Genomic DNA, 20,913 nt, shown 5'->3' with positions numbered 1-20,913 from the left:
CATTCAATACGATAAACAGCTGTTCAAAGGTCAAAAAGTGGGTCAGAAAACATATTTTGCCCACTAGTACTCAGTCAAGAATAAATTTAGGGATACATTTATGAAATAGCGCTGTACTTCTTCGTTGCGAAAAATTCACGTAGCTAATAATCCGATAGGCATCGGAATTCAAAAAGCGAACTTTGATCATTTTTGGCACTAAATTATTTTACTGTGCCAATAAATCTTATCCCAACTCACTCCTTGACGAAGCACCAGACAATGATGGCTTTATTTTTTTTTTGAACAATGATTTAGGTCATCTGAAAAATGATCTATAAAACTTAAATTTGCAGTATATGATACACCATGTTTTAAGATTGTATGCCTAAACCTCGAACTAAAGCAGAATTACTTGATACCAGTCAGAAAAATTACTCGCTTTTATGTGAGTTAATTGCTGGTTTTGATGAAGATATACAAAATACCACATTTCCTGAGGGATATCTTAACCGTAATATTCGGGATGTGCTGGCTCACTTGCATCATTGGCATTTGTTAATGACAGAGTGGTATACTATAGGAATGAATGGGCAAAAACCCGCTATGCCTGCTGAGGGTTATCGTTGGAAAGATACTCCTAAACTTAATCAGGTAATTCAAAAAAAATACGCCAATACAGAGCTATTCCGAGTAAAAATATTGTTCGACACTTCATATAATATTGTTCAAAAACTCATTCTCCAACATAGCAATGACGAGTTGTTTGAAAAGAAACACTACCCTTGGACAGGGTCTACATCATTGGGAGCTTACCTTATCTCGGCCACAGCCAGCCATTATGATTGGGCTTACAAGCTAATCAAAAAATGTGTGAAACAAGCTACTCAAACCGTTTAAACCTGTATTTTGACTTTATTCAAGACAAAAACGCTTATAACTCATTTAAGCAAGGAATAAATTAACTCCCCCTCAAACCAATAGTCTAAATCCTCGTTGAAGTTTATATAAATAAGTAATAAACTTAAATTAAATGAGTATGAGTTTTGGATCTATTCAGGCAATGATTACGTCTTTGAAAAACAATCAACGTAACAGACAATCGCCGTTTGATAATACCAACCCTCAAGGGATAGGAGAAGTTAAAAATACAGGTTTTCCTGAAAGGGATACAACACCAGAGCAAAGGCAAGCCTGGCAAACTCGTTTCAAAAAAGAACGTCAGCGTAAAGATATGATAATGTGGACGGTAGGAGTTACTTTTTTGGGAATATTGGTGGGTATAGTTTGTTACCTGACATAACTGTAAATTATTAATACAGGCTCAGATTGAATGAAAGACGCTCAATCAGAAGCAGGCTAATTTAGTAGAGGGTCAGTAGTGAAAATAATTAACAGAAAATGTTTAATTGGATTGGTTGGAGTATTAAGGGGAAGGATTTAGATAGAAGTACATTGCTTGATAATAAGGTAAGAAAACCTCTACAACTTTTAGAGGTTTTACCAATAAATTTCATAACAAACATTGACCTATACTATTAGTATGGGTCAGGCGGGTTGCGCCAAGAAACTCAAAGCTTGGTTTTCACGGGTAAAATAATAGTTACCACGGTGAGTAACTGGTGTATTACCTTTGCGATGAAAAGACGTGATTTTGGTTAAAAAACGTCCCGAAACATTTAAGGGTAATAAGAATGCATTGACTCGCTTTTCGCTCAAATTCAATTGTGCCATTTCTTCTACCGACTGAGGATACCAACGTTCGGTGAGCCATTCCAGGTCTTCAGCAGTAATGCCATAACACTCTCTTTGATCTAAATACCAATGATTGCACTGGTTGTCTTTAGCAATTTTTAGTGCTTGGGTCCAGGCTTCTTTGTATAAATCAGGAGATGAATAACCAAATAATTGAATACGAATTACATGTAATCGAGAGTCGTAATATATATAGGTGATTTTATTTAAAAAACTTTTCACTCTTGTTGTAAAGTTACAGGGTCAAATAATTTATATTTCTCGTCATCATAAAAGTATTACTATTCTCTTACCTAAAAAAATCAATATCTTTTGCTTAGCTACATGTGTATTTAGCCTTACATATATATGGCATACACCCATTAAACCTTCATTTCTTTGGCTTTCCTAAAAAAAACCAACCGATCTGATATATCGTATTTTTTACTTATAAAATAGCGATTACTCCGTTTAAACCAATGATTTGTTTCTTATCACAGGCTTCTACAACCGTTTAAAATCGATAATATGCTCGAATGAGGTAGAAATATTACAACCAATCTATATATTTCATTTTAAAACATAATATCAAAAAAAGGTTCTTTTTAAGTACTATTAATACTTATTGACACTTTTTTTCTAATACATTTTTGCAAAAAAATTCGCTTAATCTTTTCCTACATGAGTCTTTAGCACACTAAAAAACAAAACAAGTAGGTGCAGCGACAAACCATTTAAAACCCAAATTAGTTAGAATTATGTGTTATCTTTGTATAGCTAAAATTTAAATAGGATTCAAAAAGAACAACATATATACTTTATGAATATTACTCAGGAAGCGGTTTTAAAAGCTCTTAGTACAGTAGAAGAGCCAGACCTTAAGAAAGACTTGGTTACTTTGAATATGGTAGACAAGATTAGCATAGATGGTAATAAAGTTAGTTTTACAATAATATTAACCACTCCTGCTTGCCCATTAAAAGAATTGATAAGAAAACGTTGTGAAGATGCCATACATGAACATATAAATAAAAAGGTGGAAGTAACAGTTAATATGACAGCTGAAGTTACTTCTACTCGATTTGGTACTACACCAGTATTGCCCAAAGTAAAAAATGTAATTGCTATAGCCTCTGGCAAAGGTGGGGTAGGTAAATCTACAGTTACCTCTAACCTGGCAATGGCGCTTACTAAAAGTGGAGCAAAGGTTGGCTTGCTCGATGCTGATATTTACGGTCCATCTATACCTACAATGTATGGAGTAGAAAACGGCAAACCCGAAGTAACCGAAGTAGATGGTAAGAATATGATTTTGCCCATAGAAAGCCTAGGGGTAAAAATTATCTCTATGGGCTTTTTGGCACCAGCCGAAAACGCTGTAGTTTGGCGTGGTCCTATGGCCAGTAAAGCACTGACTCAGTTTTTGGGTGATACTTTGTGGGGCGAGCTAGACTATTTACTCATTGACTTGCCTCCTGGCACCAGCGACATACACCTTACTTTGGTACAGGCGGTTCCTGTCACTGGGGTGTTGATTGTAACTACTCCACAAAAAGTAGCCTTGGCCGATGCTATTAAAGGGGTGGCTATGTTCCGTCAGCCTCAAATTAATGTGCCAGTATTAGGAGTAGTAGAAAATATGGCTTATTTTACACCTGCCGAACTCCCCGACAATAAATATTATATTTTTGGCAAAGATGGGGGTAAAGAGTTATCAAGACGTTTTGGGGTACCATTTCTAGGAGAAATACCTTTGGTACAAGATATAAGAGAAGGAGGAGATAATGGAGTACCTGCAGTACAAGATGCTGATGAAACAACCGTTAAAGCCTTTGAAGGGCTTGCCCAAGGCCTTGCCCAGCAAGTAGCTATACGTAATGCAAGCCAGCCTAAAACACAAAAAGTAGAAATTAAAGTATAGCAACCTGGGGTTGCTTAGCTCAAACCAAACGAATTTATGGATACTACAATAGATATGATAGAGCGCGTAGATAACGCACTAGATACTATTCGCCCCTACCTCAAAACAGATGGAGGTGATGTAAAAGTGCTGGAGGTAAGTGAAGATGGGGTTGTTAAACTAGAGCTGATGGGTTCTTGTGGCTCTTGCCCTATGTCAGCTATGACATTAAAGGCAGGTATAGAAGAGTCTATCCGTAAGGCAGTACCAGAGATTACTGCAGTAGAAGCAATTAACATGACCCCTATGTAATATTATGCTTTGAACGGCCTAGGTGACCAAAAATCACTTACTGGAATGGTTATATTGTTTTCGCAGCAACCTGAAAACCAGATTTTTTATTCCGTTTGATGTATATATGACAAGGCATACTTTTATACGAGAAATGAGGTACTTTATGTCACCTCATTTTTTTTGCCCTTAAGCGGACATTTTTTTTACTGTAGATACATCTCATAGAACTACACAAATGACTTAACCGCAGAATGAAGCTCAAACTCGACACAACTATTCCATTAAATGATACCTCTGATAGGGGTACTTCTTTAAAAGTTTTATCCTATAAGGAGCTACCATCAATTTTTGACTGACAAGTTCCTTTCAGGACAGGTTTTTCGTTGCTCAGCTACCAGTTGTAAATCCCGCAAAGTGGGGGTATTTTGTTCACTTGAACTGCTTTACTTTTTCGTTTTATACAGAACACAATCATTATTTATTATCTTGACTCTATCTAATGGCAAATTACACAACTATACCAAAGCTTGTTCTTTTACTACTTTTAACGATATTCCAAGTGACTGCTCAACAAACTCCAGTGCGCTGTGTGCCCCATTCATCCTCGCCTGACTTTGAGCAGTGGTTACAGCGTAAAATCACCAACCCAATTAACAAACGAACAACTGCCGAAGTAGTCACTATTCCGGTGGTGGTGCATGTGGTGCATAACGGCGAACCAGTAGGCGAAGGCACCAATATATCTCAGGCACAAATAGTGTCTCAAATCAGGATATTGAACGAAGATTTCAGAAAAAAACTTAATACCAATGGATATAATACTCACCCGGCAGGAGCAGATATAGAGGTAGAATTTCAACTTGCAATTCAATCGCCGGAAGGCATACCTACTGATGGCATTGTACGAGTAAAAGGAAACAAAAGTGTTTGGGATACACCAGATGACCAAACTCTGAAGGCCTTGAGTTACTGGAACTCTGCTAATTATTTGAATATATGGGTATGTGATCTGGATGGTTTTTTAGGATATGCTCAGTTTCCGGAAACCGATGTAGTGGGCATTCCCCAAAATGGCACCACTAAAAACCCCGCGACAGATGGAATAGTCATTGACTATCAAGCTTTTGGAGATACAGGCAATGTAAAAACTCCCTTTCACCTGGGGCGTACTGCTACCCACGAAATAGGTCATTACCTGGGGTTACTACACATATCGGGCGATGGTAATTGTCCTACTGATGATTATTGCGCTGACACTCCTCCTGTAAACTTTCAGACATCAGGTTGCCCCAGCCCTAAACCACTTGCCTGTGATGGTGTAGAGGCACAGATAGAAAACTACATGGACTATTCAGACGATCCTTGTATGAATCTGTTTACAGAAGAACAAAAACAACGCATGCGTACTGTACTGGCAAATAGCCCTCGAAGAAACTTTAAGAATTCTCCTGGTTTGCAGGTGGCAGTACTTACACCAAACAACGCCAGTATAGTGACCATTAGCCAAACCCAACACTCGTTGTGCACACAGGAAATAGCTCCTAAAATATTGTTACGAAACTTTGGAAACAACGAACTAACATCGCTTACGATAAAGTATGAGGTAGATGGGGGCAATATACAAACTTTTGAATGGCGGGGTAACCTTGCCTCGCTGGATACAACTACAGTTGCCTTGCCTGATACTCAGGTATCAAGAACTACACATGAGCTTAAGGTATACAGCGAGCTACCTAATGGCAATGCAGATTCTCAGCCAACCAACGACACTAAAACTCAAACCTTTGAGGTATTGCCACTGAACGAACTGCCTTTGAGGTATGACTTTACTGATAATACCATCTTAAACACCCTCTGGCAAATTAACAACCCAGATGATAGCGAAACCTGGCAACCCACTACATTGGCTGTACAAAACCAAATTTCGGCAAATGACGCGATGCTATTGTCTTACTTTGACTATCCACAAACAGGTGCACTCGATTACCTGATTTCGCCCTTGTTGGATATAAGCAATGCTCAAAGCCTTATTTTAAGTTTTAGGGTGGCTTATGCTCCCTTTAAAGACGAAGACTTGGTGTCAAGAGATGGGCTAAAAGTGGGGGTAACTACTGATTGTGGTAAAACCTTTATAACAGCATACGAAAAATATGGCGATACGCTTGCTACCGATGAGGCAGTGAAGGAAAACTGGAAACCAACACAGGATAGTCATTGGCGTACCGAAAAAATAAACTTAGGTGCTTGGCTGGGTAATTCGCAGCTTCAAGTGGCTTTTATTGGGGTAAATGCTTATGGAAACAATATTTATATAGATGATGTCTCATTGACAACTACCCCTTTGTCGACCAACCCCAATGATTTTGTGCGCATTGCTCCCAACCCTGGACAGGGTACAGATATAAAAGCAAACCTGCAACTGCCAACAGTAGTATCTACACTTGATTGGGCATTATTTGATCTCACAGGTAAAAAGGTGAGGTCTGGAAAAATTTCCAAAGCTCAATTTCAATCATTTGCTATTACAAATGCTCAGGATAAGCAAGGGGTTTATGTTTTAAAAATAAGTACCTCTGACTACAATGTTGCCAAACGAATAGTTTTGTACTAAAGTAAAACTACAAAATTCACCTAACTACAGAATGAAGTTCAAGCCCCACACTCTTCGCTTATCCATTGAACTTCGTCTGTTCTGATCATTGTACTTCTTCAATCAAAGGTTCTGCAAGGTGAAGCCAACAGATACTTGCCTTTTTCCCTTCATTAAACTCGAAAACAAAAACCCTGAACATTTTCACACTCAGGGTTTTTGTTATAAGTAATAACAAGTAATTAGCTATGAATCCTTAGATACCGATGCTACAAGCAAGGGTAACTCACTCATAATATGGCTATTACACCTACCAATAGTCCATAGTATTTAGTCGATAGTCCATAGCTGATTCGAGTAAATGTTCACCTTATTAAATACTGTAAACCGAACTTGTGAGCTCAACGAAGTTAATCAGTGTTTTATATTAAGATTGCGTACTCACTTTATTTTCAAAAGTGTTTCGGTTTTATGCCTAAACACCCAGTTAAATAGTTTTTAAATTCATAAATAACTGATAACCGAGCCTCTGGCGAGTCCTTAGATACCGATGTATATCGGTGCTCAACAAAGTTAATCAGCAACCAACTTTGACTAAAATCACTGAGGAGTATTGACCTACTCATTAGATGTATTTAATTCTATCTCGGTTTTATCCTTTCAAAATAGCTCTTGAAATCACTACTTTTTGAATTTCAGAGGTTCCTTCGCCAATGGTACAGAGTTTAGAGTCACGATAAAATTTCTCTACCGGGAAATCTTTCACATAACCATATCCTCCAAATATTTGTACAGCTTCGTTAGACACTCTCACTGCTACTTCAGAAGAATAATACTTGGCCATTGCAGATTCTTTACCTACTTTCTTACCAGCATCTTTTAAATCAGACGCACGCTCAGTCAATAGTTTGGCTGCGTCTATCTCGGTTGCCATATCTGCCAATTTGAACGATATTCCCTGAAAATTAGCTATAGACTGTCCAAACTGTTGTCGCTCTTTGGCATACTGTAAAGCAGCTTCATACGCTCCTTCGGCAATACCAATAGACAATGCTGAGATAGAAATACGCCCACCATCTAAAATGGCCAACGCCTGACGGAAGCCATCGCCTACATTGCCCAATATGTTTTCTTTAGGGATGCGACAATTATCAAAAATCATTTCAGCTGTTTCAGAAGCGCGCATTCCAAGCTTGTTCTCTTTTTTACCTCCAGCAAAACCCATTGTACCACGTTCTACCACAAAAGCAGATGCATTACCAGACTCATTGGGTTCGCCGGTACGGGCAACTACCACTGCTATATTTCCTGAAATACCATGTGTAATAAAATTTTTGGCTCCATTGAGCACCCACTCGTTTCCGTCTAACACGGCAGTAGTACGCATGTTACCAGCATCAGATCCAGTATTGGGTTCCGTAAGCCCCCAAGCTCCTATCCATTCGCCAGTGGCAAGTTTAGGCAACCAGCGTTTTTTTTGTTCTTCACTGGCAAATTGTAAAATATGGTTGGTACACAAAGAGTTGTGTGCTGCCATAGACAAACCAATAGAACTATCTATTTTAGATACCGCCACAATAGCGGCAACGTATTCTTTATACCCAAAACCAGACCCGCTATATTGTTCTGGAACTAACATTCCCATTAGGCCTAGCTCACCCATTTGGGTAAATATCTCTCGTGGAAAAGCTTGTGTTTCATCCCAGTCCATCATGTAGGGGCGGATGTGTTTTTCACCAAAATCGGTAACGCTTTGGGTTATTTCGGCAATGATTTCTTCTCGCTTGGACAAAGTTTCTGTGTGCATGTTAAATTGAATTTTTCAATGCGAAAATAGAAATAAAATTATACTATAACAACCTCTCGCGTATTCTCAATTATTTTAAGGGCAATCCAAGTCTACTGACTTCCTGTTTATTAAGATATAATTTGGCGAAAACTTAAAAAGCCGAATTAATTTCCCTTTGAGAGGTAGTTTTATTTCAAAAAAATTTTTTATGTTTCAAATTCTTACACCTAACATTATCATGTGTACTTTTGTTTTGTTTATAACATCATAGCCTGCCTGCATTTACGCTTGTTGATGGCTTTCATGAATAAGTGATAATGATTACTGCATTATTTCGCAAAAACTGGTAATTAAAGTAATAAACTTATAGTTTTGTCTTTTAGTAAAGCTTCCAAAAATAACCTAATCCATAGAATGACATCTCAGGCAGGGGTACTTCTTCAAAAAACAGAGGCTACAGCTATGCTGTGCCGAGCTCTGCAAAGCTAATATTTCCATAGCTTTGGCGAATGTTTTTTTCATCGTTCACCTACCAACATATTTTGTTCTTCTGGGCTACTTTATTTTTTACGTTTTACTTAAGAAATGGACAAAAAATAACTTTCTGATTTTGGGGCATGTTTTACTGCCAAGGCTTGATCGTTTTTGCGTTTAGCAATTACCGTTAGTTCAAACAAGGCGTTACCTACCTCTGAAATGAGCAATTTATTCATGAGATATTTCTAAGGAATGTGTCAAAATAAACTTACCCTGACAAGTTGGGGCTATAAGCATTTTTAACACCCATTTTTCCTGACATGCTTTGTAAAAAATTATCCTGTAAGGAACTGCCATAGCTTTGGCTATTAGCCACTATCCTGCAAGCCTTGCTCAACATCCAATGGATATTACCTTGTTTGTCGGAAAAATAGCTGTTTAAATCTCTATAAAACTTTATTTTTTCGCCATTCCTAAGGGAGCAAACAAAACATAATTACAGGTTCTAACCAATTAAGGAGGGATCAGAGAATAATTTATACTTTGGCATCCTTAAATATATCCCTTATGGTATTAATTTCTCACACAAATTACTAAATTGTGATTGATGTGAGCATCAACATTCATTAGTTATGTCATTCTAAAATCAAGCAACTGTTTGCTATTTAGCTATTCATATTTAATGAGAGGGATATCCAGTAATTGTACAACAGTCAGAATGTGTATGTTGTTTTATTGGCACTCTTTGACATAAAAAATACATTGCCATCACTAATAATTTGATATATGAAAATAGCAGTAGTTGGTACTGGGTATGTAGGTTTAGTTACAGGTACCTGCTTCGCCGAAACCGGTAATAATGTTACGTGCGTTGATATAGATACCGAGAAGGTAAACAAGTTAAAAAAAGGTAAAATCACTATTTACGAGCCAGGTTTAGATGTATTGTTTGACCGCAATATCAAACAAGAACGCCTTAAGTTTACCACCAACCTTGAAGAAGGCATCAAAGGGGCTCAAATCATCTTTTTGGCGTTGCCAACCCCCCCAGGTGAAGATGGCTCCGCTGACCTAAAATATGTTTTGCAAGCAGCCAGCGATTTAGGGCATTTGCTAGAGGAGTACGCTGTAGTTGTTGACAAGAGTACAGTACCTGTAGGCACCGCCGAAAAAGTACACGCCAAAATTGCCGAAAATGCCAAGGTAGACTTTGATGTAGTGTCAAACCCTGAATTTTTGCGTGAGGGTGTGGCGGTAGAAGATTTTATGAAACCCGATCGGGTAGTAGTGGGTACCTCGTCTGAAAAAGCCCGCAAATTCATGGAAAAACTCTATATGCCATTTGTACGCCAGGGCAATCCTATCATATTTATGGATGAGCGCTCAGCTGAGATGACAAAGTATGCTGCCAATGCTTTTTTGGCTACCAAAATTACTTTTATGAACGAAATAGCCAACCTTTGCGAGAAGGCTGGTGCCAATGTTGACAATGTTCGTCAAGGAATTGGTACTGATACGCGTATTGGTAAGCGTTTTTTATTTGCAGGTATTGGCTATGGAGGAAGCTGTTTTCCTAAGGATGTACAGGCACTGGAAAAAACAGCCAATGAGTATGAGTATGACTTTAAGATACTAAAGTCAGTAATGAATGTAAACCAAGAACAAAAAACCAAGTTGTTGCCTCAGTTAAAGGGTCATTTTAACAATGATCTAAAGGGTAAAACTTTGGCAGTTTGGGGGCTTTCGTTTAAGCCATATACCGACGATATACGCGAAGCACCTTCATTGGAAAACATTCATGCATTGCTGGCAGAGGGCGTAACAATAAAAGCTTATGACCCTGAAGCCATGGACAATGTAAAGCAGGTAGTTGGCGATAAGATAGAATATACAGACAGTCCTTATGGTGCACTATTAGACGCTGATGCGCTACTAATTTTTACAGAGTGGCCTGTATTCAGAACACCAGATTTTGAGGTAGTAAACAAGTTGCTCAAAAACAAGGTGATCTTCGATGGAAGAAACTTGTTTGAGTTGGAGCAAATGCAAGAGCTTGGTTACAAATACTATAGCATTGGACGAGAAGTAGTAAAAAACTAAGGCAGGATGATAAGCCCATAAAACACTCTTATAAAGTGGTTCTATGGGCTTATTTTATGTAGATGGTTATAATACTGTCAAATTTCTTCTAAATTTATCTAATAAATACATATTCATGAAAAGGGTTTTGATCACAGGAGCAGCAGGTTTTTTGGGCTCTCACCTTAGCGATCGTTTTATCAAAGAAGGGTACCATGTTATAGGAATGGATAACCTGATTACAGGTTCAATGGATAACATAGAGCACTTAATGCCCCTCAAAGAATTTGAGTTTCATCATCACGATGTTTCTAAATATGTGTATGTAGCAGGTGACTTAGACTACATTTTGCACTTTGCTTCACCTGCCAGCCCTATTGACTATCTTCAGATTCCTATTCAAACGCTTAAGGTGGGCTCTTTAGGTACACACAATCTATTGGGGCTTGCCAGGTCAAAAAAGGCCCGTATGCTAATTGCCTCCACTTCAGAAGTGTATGGAGACCCCTTGGTACACCCTCAAAACGAAGACTATTGGGGCAATGTAAATCCAATTGGTCCCCGTGGAGTATACGACGAAGCAAAACGGTTTCAGGAAGCCATTACTATGGCATACCACACATTTCATGGACTCGAAACCCGCATCATTAGAATATTCAATACTTATGGTCCTCGTATGCGTCTGGATGATGGTCGTGCCTTGCCGGCGTTTATAGGACAAGCTTTACAAGGCAAAGATTTGACGGTGTTTGGCGATGGTTCACAAACGCGTTCGTTTTGTTATGTAGATGATTTGGTGGAAGGTATTTACCGTTTGCTAATGAGCGACTATGCCCACCCTGTAAACATTGGTAATCCTGACGAAATCAGCATCAAAGATTTTGCTGAGGAAATTATAAAGCTTACGGGTACCGATCAAAAAATTATTTACAAAGATTTGCCGAAGGATGACCCTAAGCAACGAAAACCAGACATTACCCGCGCCAAAGAAATGCTTGGTTGGGAACCAAAGGTATCACGCGCTGAGGGACTTAAAATTACTTACGAATACTTTAAAAATTACTTAGCAAAAAAATCGGCTCAAGAAGCCCAAGTTTAACCACATGCACTAATGAAAGTTTTAATAACAGGAGGCACGGGCTTTATTGGCTCACATACGGTTATTTCATTAGTAAAGGAGGGGCTCAATCCTGTGATTGTAGACAACTTTGATAACTCATCACCTTACATCCTTGAGGCATTAGAGAAAATAACGGGAACGAAACCTTCTTTTTATAATGTAGATTGCAACGATGCACAAGCCCTTGACCAGGTGTTTATGCAAGAAGGCAATATTCAGGGGGTCATCCACTTTGCTGCGCACAAAGCAGTGGGCGAGTCGGTAGCAAACCCTTTGAAATATTATAGAAATAACCTTGGATCACTTATCAACTTGCTAGACCCTATGCTGAGGCACAAGGTAAGCAGTTTGGTTTTTTCATCATCTTGTACTGTATACGGGCAACCAGCTACGCTTCCTGTTACAGAAACGGCGGCGGTAGTACCTGCGGCTTCGCCTTATGGCAATACCAAACAAGTGTGTGAAGAAATTATCAAAGACACAGTTGCCAGCAATGTTCTTAACCCTGAGCAATCGGCAATGAATGCAGTATTATTGCGGTATTTCAACCCTATTGGGGCACACCCCAGCGGACAAATTGGAGAACTCCCACTGGGTGTACCAGGCAATTTAGTACCTTTTATTACACAAACTGCCGCTGGCATACGCCCACAACTTACAGTGTTTGGCAACGACTACAATACCCCTGATGGTACTTGTATACGTGACTATATACATGTGCTCGACCTGGCAGATGCTCACGTAAAGGCTTTGCGATTTGCGGCCAATGTTGCTGACAAGAAAGGGCTTTGTGAAGCTTTTAATATTGGTACTGGCAAGGGGCACTCGGTCATGGAGTTGGTAAAAACTTTTGAGCAGGTAAGTGGTTTATCACTCAATTATTTATTAGGCGAACGCCGTTCAGGAGATATTGAACAAATTTATGCCTCGGTAGACAAAGCCCAGCAACAATTGGGTTGGGTAGCCCAAAGAGACATAGAAGAAGGGCTACGAGACGCCTGGAACTGGCAAAAGAACCTGGAAAGCCTGGCTTTAGATAAAGCCTAAAATACCTAAAGGCAACGGGTTGATTGCTCGTTGCCTACTTTTATCATCAATTCAACATCAAGATGAAACAATTTTCTTTATTTTGCCTATTGTTACTTTGGATGGTGGGAGCTTGTAAGCCTTCAGACTCTAAGGGTTCAGGTAATCAAAAAGATTCGAGTAACCATTCTACTATTGATCAACCCTCAAAACCAAATAAACCTCAGGGTAACACACCTCCTGTAAATCCTTATTCCAAAGCATTGTTTGAGACCAAGATAATTGATAGTGAAGAGGGCACTTTTGGCTACGAAATAACGGCAACAGTGAACGGTAAAACACAACGTATCCGTCAAACACACAAACCGAGTTTACCAGGCATCAAGGGATTTGACACCAAAGCTCAAGCCCAAAAAGTAGCCGATTTTGTGGTGAACAAGATTAAGACACAGGGCTTTCCTCCTACAGTTACTCCAGAAGAGCTGGCACAATTAGGAGTAGTGAAGTAAGTTGCTTTTGATAGTAAATACTTTTAAACAGACTGATACTGCCAAATGTGACCAGTTTCCTCCTATCAATCCTTCCCACCTTTCGGTTCATTTTTTTGCCAATGCCTGAGTAAAAAAGGCCACCAACGCCGACTTTGGGCAATGAGCCAATAACTAAACACCATATAGGCTGCCCACGCAGCTACTATACCCAAGTCAGCATATTCGGGAAACCAAGTCTTGAAGGCTTCGTTTTGGCTAGTTTGAAGGGGGATAAGCGAAAAAACCCGGATAATTGGTAAACTTAGGATTGCCACCATTACCAGTACCCACTTGCTTTCAGCTTGAATACGCCAGAGCACCAGTGTCATGATAAAAGGATAACCCAAAAATATAATACGGGTCATATCACGCCCTGCCAGTATTCCTAGCAACAAATGTAAAGCACTGAATACAATCAATACAGGTAGTATCCTCAGTTTTTCAGGAGGTTTTGCTACATTTTGCCAGGCAAGCAACCACCAACCACCAAAGCCTACAAACATGGCTACTACCCAACGCAATAGGTCTAGCGGGTTTTGTAGGGTTTCGCGCAAAAAAAATAACAAGGTAATGAGCGAATTTTTACCCTCCCCTCCCGCTGGAGTAAACCAATGATTGAGCAAAACCTTGGTAACCAAGCCTAGCAGCACAACCGTGCCCAACCACCAAAACTGCTTATAAGTTGGTTTTGCGGAAAAAAATCGCTGTTGAATAAGTTCATATAATGCCCATACGATGATCAAGGCAAGCCAAGACTCTTTCTGAGCCACTGCCACAGGAGTAACAGGTACCAGTAGCCATAGCCAACGGGGACGAATAAATACCAGTAACAACAAACTATGCAATAGGTAAATTGGTACATCTACTGTAGCAAAGTCATATACATTGAACCGTACAATGCCTGTCCAGTGAAAAAGTAACCAACTCCCTCCTATCACTTGCAAATGTCTGGGCAAGCTCATTGCTTGCCAGCAAAAAAGTAGAAGATGTATCGCCAACAAAGTAACCCCCCAATGCAACCAGGTAAAAGCTTGTCGGGCGTTATTGGTAGGGAGCTGAGCTGCTAACCAAGGTACTGCCACCCGGCTATGAAAAGGAAACTTGACACGGTAGGTATTTGTATTGTCCTTAAAATAATCATAAGCCGCTAGGTATTGCTTGCCATCGCAAAGTACACAAGTATCATAAGGTACCGAAGGTTGCCTATTTGTGGTGTACCACAACACCAAGACAGTTGTACAACTAAAGGCTATATGCAAAAAAACTTTTTGTGGCATTTGATTTATCAATTAACGTGTATGGCACAGTTTGGCAACCATTGCCTTACTTGCAGGATAACCTCTGTGGGCAAATTATTTTTTTCTAAATATAAGGATTCCAGTTTCTTTAGCTGTTTTATTTCTTCAGGAATATGCACGAGTTGGTTGTCACGGATAATTAAATCTTTAAGGTTTTGCAGCATAAAAATTTCTTGTGGAATGCATGCCAACTGGTTGCTATCCAGTTGTAGTATTTCGAGCTGCTGAAGGTTTTTAAATGACTTGGGAAAAGTAGTAAGTTTATTACCAGGTACAAACAACACCTTTAAATTGACTAAGTCACCTATACTGTCAGGCAAAAAAGTAAGGTCATTCATATTTAGATAAAGCTCCTGCAAGCCTTGTAATTTGTTGATTGTAGCAGGCAGTTGGGTCAGCTTATTTCGTCCTAAAATAAGCAAGCGTAAACCTGATAGTTCTGACACTTGCCAAGGTAGTTCAGTAAAACAATTTTGAGATAAATCTAATATTTCTAACCTATCAAGTTGTGCCAAAGTGGGAGGCAAATCAACTTGAGTATTTTCCAGGTTTAGGTACTCTAAGTTATTAAGCTTGCCTATTTCGTCAGAAATATGGGTCAGAGGATTGTCAGCCAGTACCAACCTTTTTAAACCAGTAAGTTGCCCAATAGCATCAGGCAATACTTCAATTTTATTATTACTCAACAATAATTCCTGGAGTTGGTGTAATTGAAATAGCTCAGGTGGCAAACCTGATACCTGGGTATTAACTATCGAAAACCAACGCAAAGCCCGCATTTGAGCAATGGCGGGTGGCAAACTGGAAATTTCTTTACTGCTTATATAAAGCCATTCCAATTGTGGGATTTGACAAACCACGCAGGGAAACTCTTTGAAGGGGTTATGAAATAAATTAAGTTTTTTGAGATGGGTAAGTTGGCTCATTTCCATTGGCAGGCAAGTCAGCAGGTTATCATACAGAATCAACTCTTCAACGTGTTGGAACAAGGCTATTTCTTTAGGTATTTGTACTGCAGGATGGTCAGTAAACTCTAAAATAGTATGATTGAACCGGGCAATATGACTTGCCTCAGCTTGAGTAGCGTCTCTATCGATGAAGCATTGAACCAAAGGCAAGTAATTGGGAACGAGTACCTGAAGTTGGGCATTGTTTTGAGCCATTTGCAGAGCCAAAGCCACATTTTCCTCTTGTGTAGAGCGAAGTAATTGTAAAAAATTCTGTTTAGTTTGGGTAGTGATGGTCATTTCTCGACAATTTGTGGTGAGTCAAACAGGTGAATTTCATTGTAAATGTGTGTGAGTATATATAAATTTGATTTTGAAGCAAAACTAAAATAAACACATGATAGCAGTCATTCAACGGGTAACGGAGGCCTCAGTCACTATAGACCAACAAGTAAAAGGAGCAATAAACCAAGGACTGTTGGTATTGTTGGGCATTGCAAGCGAAGATAATGAGGAGGATATTGAATGGCTTGTAAAAAAGATTATCAATTTAAGGATTTTTGGCGACGAAGAAGGAAAAATGAATTTATCTTTGAACGATGTAGCCGGAGATATTTTACTCATTAGCCAGTTTACCTTACACGCCAGTACTAAAAAAGGCAACCGCCCCTCTTATATAAAGGCAGCCAAGCCCGATGTGGCCATACCTATATACGAACACTTTATAAAAATAATGGAAAAGCAACTAGGCAAACCTATAGCCACTGGAGAGTTTGGGGCTGATATGAAGGTAAGGTTGTTGAACGACGGACCAGTAACGATTATGATTGATACCAAAAATAAACAGTAATTGTTTGTCACGGTATTTGTTGATATTTTATCAAAAAACTCTAACTGTTTCACCTCTTACTTTTGAATGGAGTTGGCACGCAAACAACTATGACAAAACAACAGTTTTATAACCTGGAACAAGCCCTTAAAAACCCCTTACAGGTAACAGAGCTTATACTACGCTACCAGAAAGACCTACCACTGGAAGAAATTGCCCAATTAAAAAACCTTGAGGTATTGCACTTGCACCACCATCCTTTTAAAAACCTTCCCGAAAACCTCCAGAGTTTGTCAAAACTGCATACGTTGAGTTTAATGCACACCCGCTCGGCAAAAGTACCAGAGTTTATATTTGACATTACCTCGTTGCAGTCACTTAACTTGTCGTACAATCCTATTAGCCGCCTGCCCCACAATGCACAAAACCTGGTACGCCTTCGGGAACTTTTTCTACACAACTGCAAACTTAAGGCTTTTCCTGCCAACATTCATAAACTGGAACAGCTGGAAACCTTGAACCTGGAAAACAACCAAATAGAACACGTACCACCCAGTATTGGACAACTGAGTAAACTCCAGAGCCTCATACTTACCAACAACAACATTCAGGGTTTACCTGGGGAGTTTGCTCTGCTCAATGTAAGCAAGCTACACTTGGGCTCTAACCCTTTTTATAACAACCTCGGGCAAAAACAAAAAACGATTGGGGCTTTGCTTAAGCAGTTTCAACATAGGAACTATACAGAAAAACAACGTAAACTGTATTTTCAGATTTTTATGGGGGTGACTGACGAAGCAGAAAAACTGGCATCCTATGAAGAGTTTTTAGAGGGATTAAACTCTCCAAATCAGGTAATTCGCCTCAATGCTTTGTCTTATTTGCTTGAGAAAGCCCCCAACCCTTTTATCAACCCTAACCCCCACCAAATGCACATCCATTTGGCAGGTAAGTTTAATGGGTTTGACACCAAACAGCTAGAAGAGCAACTGCAAAACACCAATATTGTAATAGATGAGCGTCTCAAAAAAAGTACAACACACCTAGTAGTGGGCGAAAACCCCAAGAAAAAACTCAATAAAGCCCTGGAGATGGGTATTCCGATAGTGGCACAGGGACGTTTGAAAGACTTCTTGCATACAATTGAAGATCATTACCTTGCTAAAAACGATGCAGCTACTTTGCAAATGGCTAAAAATCTGGCGGATTTGCTGCAAAGCCACGAAGAAAACAACCAGGAACTGGGGCTCGAAATGGCTATGGGAGGTGGAATACACCCTTCTTTTTTTTATGATTTATTGTTGCTGTATTTATGGAACCGCAACCTAAAAATTAAAAATCAAACTGAAAAGGTACTGGAAAAACACCTGAGTTCTAACTTGTTTATCCACCTGAAAACCAACGCCAAAAACTACTACAACGACCCCAGCGAAGACGCCATCAGTACTTACCTGGAAAACATTTGTGCACACCCTGACATTGACGCCAACGAATTGGGTATTCGTTTTTTTCAAATTACTAATCGGGGCAAACGGTTTTGTTTGCGTTACCCCAAATCGTTTATAGAGGTATGCCAACAAGAGGTAAAAGGATCGGTGCTCAGGCTTACCGGGCTCAAACTTGACTTACTGAGCGACAGCATTGGTAAATATACCCACCTTAAAATTTTGTACCTGCACAACAACAGTTTATCCACTTTGCCCGGCGAATTTACACAATTACAAAAGCTGTATGTGTTATCGCTCAAAAAAAACAAGATTCAAGAGTTTCCTTTGCAACTATTGGCTTTACCTGAACTGGACAACCTCGACTTATCGTCTAATAAAATTGAAAAGCTACCCGATGACATTGGCAAGTTAACCAAACTAAAACGCCTTAATCTACGCAACAATAAATTGAATCAATTGCCCGAAAGTATAGCAAAACTTAAGCAGTTAAAAACCTTGAACCTGGAAGGTAATCCCATAAAGAAAGACGAAAAAGCCAAAAGTCAAGCCCAGGCTTTATTGCCTGGTTGTGAGATCAGGTTTTAATGTTTTATGCATTTTAAAATTAACTAATACCACCTGTTGACGTAGATTTTGTTGCGGTTGGAGCACTTCAAAACCATTTTTTGAAAAAAATGGGCGTGCCGTAATGCTCACGTTTGAGGTAATTTCACCTGCCTGTTGCTCTATAGCGTAGTTTTCTAGTACAATGGGGATTAAGTAAATAATGAATTAATTTGGATGGATTTTGTTCTCTAACGAATCGTTAAAATGGCGGAGAGTTCGCTTTCTGAATTCCGATGCATATCGGAACCTTAGCTATCTAACTTTTTGGCGATGAAGTAAGAGGGCAAAAGTCGCTGAATAAATCATTAGGAATTTAGTTCCCGTTGTACTAGTGTGTTGTAAAGTTTCTGCGCAATGCTTTGTCGCTGGAAACGATGGTGCACATACAAAAAATCAAGGTAGTTGCCTGCTTGGTTGATGGAAGCAAAACCTACTATTTGGGCATTTATTTCTGCTACCAGAAAATACTGGGTAGCTATTTTTTGCTCCCATCGGGCAATATTGTGGGCAGACTCCGCCCATACCTGGGTTTCTTCTTTTGTATAGTCTTGTCGGTTGATAGAAGTGACAGTATTACGAAATAACTCGGTGATTAGGAACACATCTTGGGTGGTGGCTTGTCTTATATTTAGGCTCATCTAAAACAGTATTATCTAATTTTGACCAATATTTTATTTAGTATTAACCAAAAGGAATAAGTATTCCACAAGTTTGCAAAACGAAACTTGTAGAATACTCATTAAGTTTAACTATATATTGTATTGGTACTGACCTTTGTCTTCAGTACTTGCTATTTTTTCTCCTTTTGTTTCTTACCTGTTTTAGTCTCAACTTTCTTTTCTTGTGCTTTTTTTGTCGCTTCAATGGCTCTTTGCTCTGCCAAATATGTCTTATATTTTTTTAACCTGACTTTGATAGCTGCAATTTCTTTGTCAAGTATTACTTTTCTCGTTCTTCTGAAAGTAGTTTTTCGTGAAAATTGTTTTCTTTTGAGTGTAACGCCTAACTGAGCAATTTTTCTTTTTAAGCCAAACCGAGTAAATTCTTCTGGTTTCTTTTTTGCTAACAACTTTTTTCGTTCTTCTTTTAAATCATCCAATAAGTAATCAGTTTTCTTTAGCATTCCTTTATAATACTGCCTTGTTTTTCGTGATACCTTGCCCTTGAGCCGAGCATTTACCCAGTTTAGATTTAACTCGTATTTAGACTTGCGGGTTTTTGCTTGCTCAAACTCCACCTTTGCCAAGCTTAGCAAATCTTGATTTACATCTTTTATCTCCTTCAGCTTTTTATAGCGTTTATTTCTTTTACGTATCGTATTTTCGCTTAGAGAAATTTTCCCTTGCAAGGTCTGTTGTTGCATCAGCAAGGCATCTTTTCTTATCCCACCTAATTCCTTGGTAAAGCTTTGTATATCATTGGCAATGCTAAAATCATCACTTTTGGTAACTTGTTGAGTGGAGGTTTGAGCTTTTACAGGCTTGCTGGCAGGTTTAGTTTTACTCGAAGGGCGTTTCGTCATCATCCCCAACATAGCATTCACTTCCTTGTTCGTTTCCTTAAAATCAGGGTCGTTAAGTGCACCTGTGATTGTCTCATTGATAGCTTCTTTTTGGGCTTCAGGACTGTCTTCTGTCAACCCCCAAGCAATAGCTATGAGTTTTTCAGAGGTACCAGTTCCATCAATAAGCTTTTTGATAATTTCATCCATTTTGACGTGCACAAAATTATTATTATCCAGCGTTATCAGTCCAGCTATTGTCCACTCTTTTCGACTATGATGCGTCACTTTTCTACCTGCAAGCTGAATATCTTTTGAGGTCAGAGTGCCCGCATTTATTGTAAGATTTCCCCCTCCATCTGTTACCCCTTGTCCAAAAGATGCAGCACCAGCCACTACTATTACAGTATGGCCTGCCACACCTACACCATTATAAGTAATTTTGAGCTTAATGGTTTCAGCAAAAACATTGAAAGAAACCAAACACAGCATAAAGCAACAAATGGCTTTTAAAGACTTGGTACTCTACCCTACTATTTTTTCGCCTCGGTTTGTGTCTTCACAAATCGCCTCGTCGTAGCGCCTGTAAATAGTGTTTTTCAGAGTTCCGGTCAGCTCGTGGAGACACGAGCTGAGGCGATGACGGTACTTTTGAAAAAAAGCTGGGTAGAGTAAAGACTTGGCATAATTGGTAAGGTATGTTAATGAATGATTATATATATGTGTCATGATTTGTAATTAGTTGTAGTATACTTTTATATTTATT

The 20,913-nt window shown here is 39.1% G+C and carries 19 protein-coding genes; 11 read left to right on the top strand and 8 right to left on the bottom strand.

Going from position 1 to position 20,913, the window contains the following annotated elements; all coding sequences use genetic code 11:
* The first annotated feature begins 363 nt into the window (after window positions 1-363).
* On the top strand, window positions 364-879 hold the full coding sequence (locus tag M23134_RS30670; RefSeq protein WP_002703231.1) for a ClbS/DfsB family four-helix bundle protein: 516 nt from the start codon (window positions 364-366) through the stop codon (window positions 877-879).
* A 139-nt stretch (window positions 880-1,018) separates the two neighbouring features.
* The gene (locus M23134_RS30665; protein WP_157558729.1) at window positions 1,019-1,282 is read left to right on the top strand and encodes a hypothetical protein; all 264 of its coding nucleotides are present in this window, start codon (window positions 1,019-1,021) and stop codon (window positions 1,280-1,282) included.
* Between the two features lie 245 nt (window positions 1,283-1,527).
* Here the strand turns inward: M23134_RS30665 and M23134_RS30660 are convergent, their stop codons facing one another.
* A complete protein-coding gene (locus M23134_RS30660; RefSeq protein WP_002703229.1) occupies window positions 1,528-1,956 on the bottom strand; it encodes a hypothetical protein in 429 nt (142 codons plus the stop codon).
* Between the two features lie 577 nt (window positions 1,957-2,533).
* On the opposite strand from M23134_RS30660, the gene M23134_RS30655 reads away from it, so the two are divergent.
* The 3 genes from M23134_RS30655 (at window position 2,534) to M23134_RS30645 (ending at window position 6,518) form a co-directional block, all read left to right on the top strand.
* Window positions 2,534-3,634, top strand: coding sequence for an Mrp/NBP35 family ATP-binding protein (locus tag M23134_RS30655; RefSeq protein WP_002703228.1), 1,101 nt, complete (start codon window positions 2,534-2,536; stop codon window positions 3,632-3,634).
* A gap of 36 nt (window positions 3,635-3,670) precedes the next feature.
* Window positions 3,671-3,925, top strand: a complete 255-nt coding sequence (locus M23134_RS30650) for a NifU family protein (protein ID WP_002703225.1) — start codon at window positions 3,671-3,673, stop codon at window positions 3,923-3,925.
* Window positions 3,926-4,466: 541 nt separating this feature from the next.
* Window positions 4,467-6,518 (top strand): M43 family zinc metalloprotease, encoded by a 2,052-nt coding sequence (locus tag M23134_RS30645; RefSeq protein ID WP_002703223.1) that lies wholly within the window; start codon window positions 4,467-4,469, stop codon window positions 6,516-6,518.
* Between the two features lie 631 nt (window positions 6,519-7,149).
* On the opposite strand, the gene M23134_RS30640 is transcribed toward M23134_RS30645, so the two are convergent.
* Both M23134_RS30640 and M23134_RS42585 read right to left on the bottom strand, forming a co-directional pair.
* Complete coding sequence (locus tag M23134_RS30640; protein ID WP_002703216.1) at window positions 7,150-8,304, bottom strand: acyl-CoA dehydrogenase family protein; 1,155 nt, start codon at window positions 8,302-8,304, stop codon at window positions 7,150-7,152.
* Window positions 8,305-8,864: 560 nt separating this feature from the next.
* The gene (locus M23134_RS42585; protein WP_002703214.1) at window positions 8,865-8,999 is read right to left on the bottom strand and encodes a hypothetical protein; all 135 of its coding nucleotides are present in this window, start codon (window positions 8,997-8,999) and stop codon (window positions 8,865-8,867) included.
* A 550-nt stretch (window positions 9,000-9,549) separates the two neighbouring features.
* Between M23134_RS42585 and M23134_RS30635 the strand changes: the two genes are divergently transcribed.
* The 4 genes from M23134_RS30635 to M23134_RS30620 all read left to right on the top strand — a co-directional run bounded on the left by M23134_RS30635 (window position 9,550) and on the right by M23134_RS30620 (window position 13,497).
* Complete coding sequence (locus M23134_RS30635; RefSeq protein ID WP_002703210.1) at window positions 9,550-10,863, top strand: UDP-glucose dehydrogenase family protein; 1,314 nt, start codon at window positions 9,550-9,552, stop codon at window positions 10,861-10,863.
* A 115-nt stretch (window positions 10,864-10,978) separates the two neighbouring features.
* Window positions 10,979-11,941, top strand: coding sequence for a UDP-glucuronic acid decarboxylase family protein (locus tag M23134_RS30630; RefSeq protein ID WP_045114667.1), 963 nt, complete (start codon window positions 10,979-10,981; stop codon window positions 11,939-11,941).
* A 12-nt stretch (window positions 11,942-11,953) separates the two neighbouring features.
* Window positions 11,954-13,009: a UDP-glucose 4-epimerase GalE gene (gene galE, locus M23134_RS30625; RefSeq protein WP_002703206.1), complete on the top strand. Its 1,056-nt coding sequence runs from the start codon at window positions 11,954-11,956 to the stop codon at window positions 13,007-13,009.
* Window positions 13,010-13,071: 62 nt separating this feature from the next.
* On the top strand, window positions 13,072-13,497 hold the full coding sequence (locus tag M23134_RS30620) for a DUF4907 domain-containing protein (RefSeq protein WP_082226742.1): 426 nt from the start codon (window positions 13,072-13,074) through the stop codon (window positions 13,495-13,497).
* Window positions 13,498-13,562: 65 nt separating this feature from the next.
* Here M23134_RS30620 and M23134_RS30615 read toward each other — a convergent pair whose 3' ends face one another.
* Together M23134_RS30615 and M23134_RS30610 are read right to left on the bottom strand one after the other, a co-directional pair.
* Window positions 13,563-14,795, bottom strand: coding sequence for a hypothetical protein (locus M23134_RS30615; protein ID WP_002703202.1), 1,233 nt, complete (start codon window positions 14,793-14,795; stop codon window positions 13,563-13,565).
* Between the two features lie 8 nt (window positions 14,796-14,803).
* Window positions 14,804-16,063 carry a leucine-rich repeat domain-containing protein gene (locus tag M23134_RS30610; protein WP_002703200.1) on the bottom strand — a complete coding sequence of 420 codons (1,260 nt, stop codon included), beginning with the start codon at window positions 16,061-16,063 and terminating at the stop codon, window positions 14,804-14,806.
* A 97-nt stretch (window positions 16,064-16,160) separates the two neighbouring features.
* Between M23134_RS30610 and dtd the strand changes: the two genes are divergently transcribed.
* Window positions 16,161-16,613, top strand: a complete 453-nt coding sequence (gene dtd, locus M23134_RS30605) for a D-aminoacyl-tRNA deacylase (protein ID WP_002703198.1) — start codon at window positions 16,161-16,163, stop codon at window positions 16,611-16,613.
* A gap of 89 nt (window positions 16,614-16,702) precedes the next feature.
* A complete protein-coding gene (locus M23134_RS30600; RefSeq protein ID WP_002703196.1) occupies window positions 16,703-18,625 on the top strand; it encodes a leucine-rich repeat domain-containing protein in 1,923 nt (640 codons plus the stop codon).
* Window positions 18,626-18,951: 326 nt separating this feature from the next.
* Here M23134_RS30600 and M23134_RS30595 read toward each other — a convergent pair whose 3' ends face one another.
* The 3 genes from M23134_RS30595 to M23134_RS41485 all read right to left on the bottom strand — a co-directional run bounded on the left by M23134_RS30595 (window position 18,952) and on the right by M23134_RS41485 (window position 20,876).
* Complete coding sequence (locus M23134_RS30595) at window positions 18,952-19,284, bottom strand: GNAT family N-acetyltransferase (RefSeq protein WP_002703194.1); 333 nt, start codon at window positions 19,282-19,284, stop codon at window positions 18,952-18,954.
* A 152-nt stretch (window positions 19,285-19,436) separates the two neighbouring features.
* On the bottom strand, window positions 19,437-20,639 hold the full coding sequence (locus M23134_RS30590; RefSeq protein ID WP_002703189.1) for a hypothetical protein: 1,203 nt from the start codon (window positions 20,637-20,639) through the stop codon (window positions 19,437-19,439).
* A gap of 33 nt (window positions 20,640-20,672) precedes the next feature.
* On the bottom strand, window positions 20,673-20,876 hold the full coding sequence (locus M23134_RS41485) for a hypothetical protein (protein ID WP_157558728.1): 204 nt from the start codon (window positions 20,874-20,876) through the stop codon (window positions 20,673-20,675).
* Between the last annotated feature and the right edge of the window lie 37 nt (window positions 20,877-20,913).

Source organism: Microscilla marina ATCC 23134 (assembly GCF_000169175.1).
In the GTDB taxonomy this organism is placed as follows: Bacteria; Bacteroidota; Bacteroidia; order Cytophagales; family Microscillaceae; genus Microscilla; species Microscilla marina.
The sequence above is the reverse complement of the archived record's forward strand: the minus strand, read 5'-3'. Positions and strand labels throughout refer to the sequence as shown.

Coding starts and splice junctions, on each gene's coding strand:
- M23134_RS30670 (WP_002703231.1), top strand. CDS start 364: ATGCCTAAACCTCGAACTAAAGCAGAATTACTTGATACCAGTCAGAAA.
- M23134_RS30665 (WP_157558729.1), top strand. CDS start 1,019: ATGAGTTTTGGATCTATTCAGGCAATGATTACGTCTTTGAAAAACAAT.
- M23134_RS30655 (WP_002703228.1), top strand. CDS start 2,534: ATGAATATTACTCAGGAAGCGGTTTTAAAAGCTCTTAGTACAGTAGAA.
- M23134_RS30650 (WP_002703225.1), top strand. CDS start 3,671: ATGGATACTACAATAGATATGATAGAGCGCGTAGATAACGCACTAGAT.
- M23134_RS30640 (WP_002703216.1), bottom strand. CDS start 8,304: ATGCACACAGAAACTTTGTCCAAGCGAGAAGAAATCATTGCCGAAATA.
- M23134_RS42585 (WP_002703214.1), bottom strand. CDS start 8,999: ATGAATAAATTGCTCATTTCAGAGGTAGGTAACGCCTTGTTTGAACTA.
- M23134_RS30635 (WP_002703210.1), top strand. CDS start 9,550: ATGAAAATAGCAGTAGTTGGTACTGGGTATGTAGGTTTAGTTACAGGT.
- M23134_RS30630 (WP_045114667.1), top strand. CDS start 10,979: ATGAAAAGGGTTTTGATCACAGGAGCAGCAGGTTTTTTGGGCTCTCAC.
- galE (WP_002703206.1), top strand. CDS start 11,954: ATGAAAGTTTTAATAACAGGAGGCACGGGCTTTATTGGCTCACATACG.
- M23134_RS30620 (WP_082226742.1), top strand. CDS start 13,072: ATGAAACAATTTTCTTTATTTTGCCTATTGTTACTTTGGATGGTGGGA.
- M23134_RS30615 (WP_002703202.1), bottom strand. CDS start 14,795: ATGCCACAAAAAGTTTTTTTGCATATAGCCTTTAGTTGTACAACTGTC.
- M23134_RS30610 (WP_002703200.1), bottom strand. CDS start 16,063: ATGACCATCACTACCCAAACTAAACAGAATTTTTTACAATTACTTCGC.
- dtd (WP_002703198.1), top strand. CDS start 16,161: ATGATAGCAGTCATTCAACGGGTAACGGAGGCCTCAGTCACTATAGAC.
- M23134_RS30600 (WP_002703196.1), top strand. CDS start 16,703: ATGACAAAACAACAGTTTTATAACCTGGAACAAGCCCTTAAAAACCCC.
- M23134_RS30595 (WP_002703194.1), bottom strand. CDS start 19,284: ATGAGCCTAAATATAAGACAAGCCACCACCCAAGATGTGTTCCTAATC.
- M23134_RS30590 (WP_002703189.1), bottom strand. CDS start 20,639: ATGCTGTGTTTGGTTTCTTTCAATGTTTTTGCTGAAACCATTAAGCTC.
- M23134_RS41485 (WP_157558728.1), bottom strand. CDS start 20,876: ATGACACATATATATAATCATTCATTAACATACCTTACCAATTATGCC.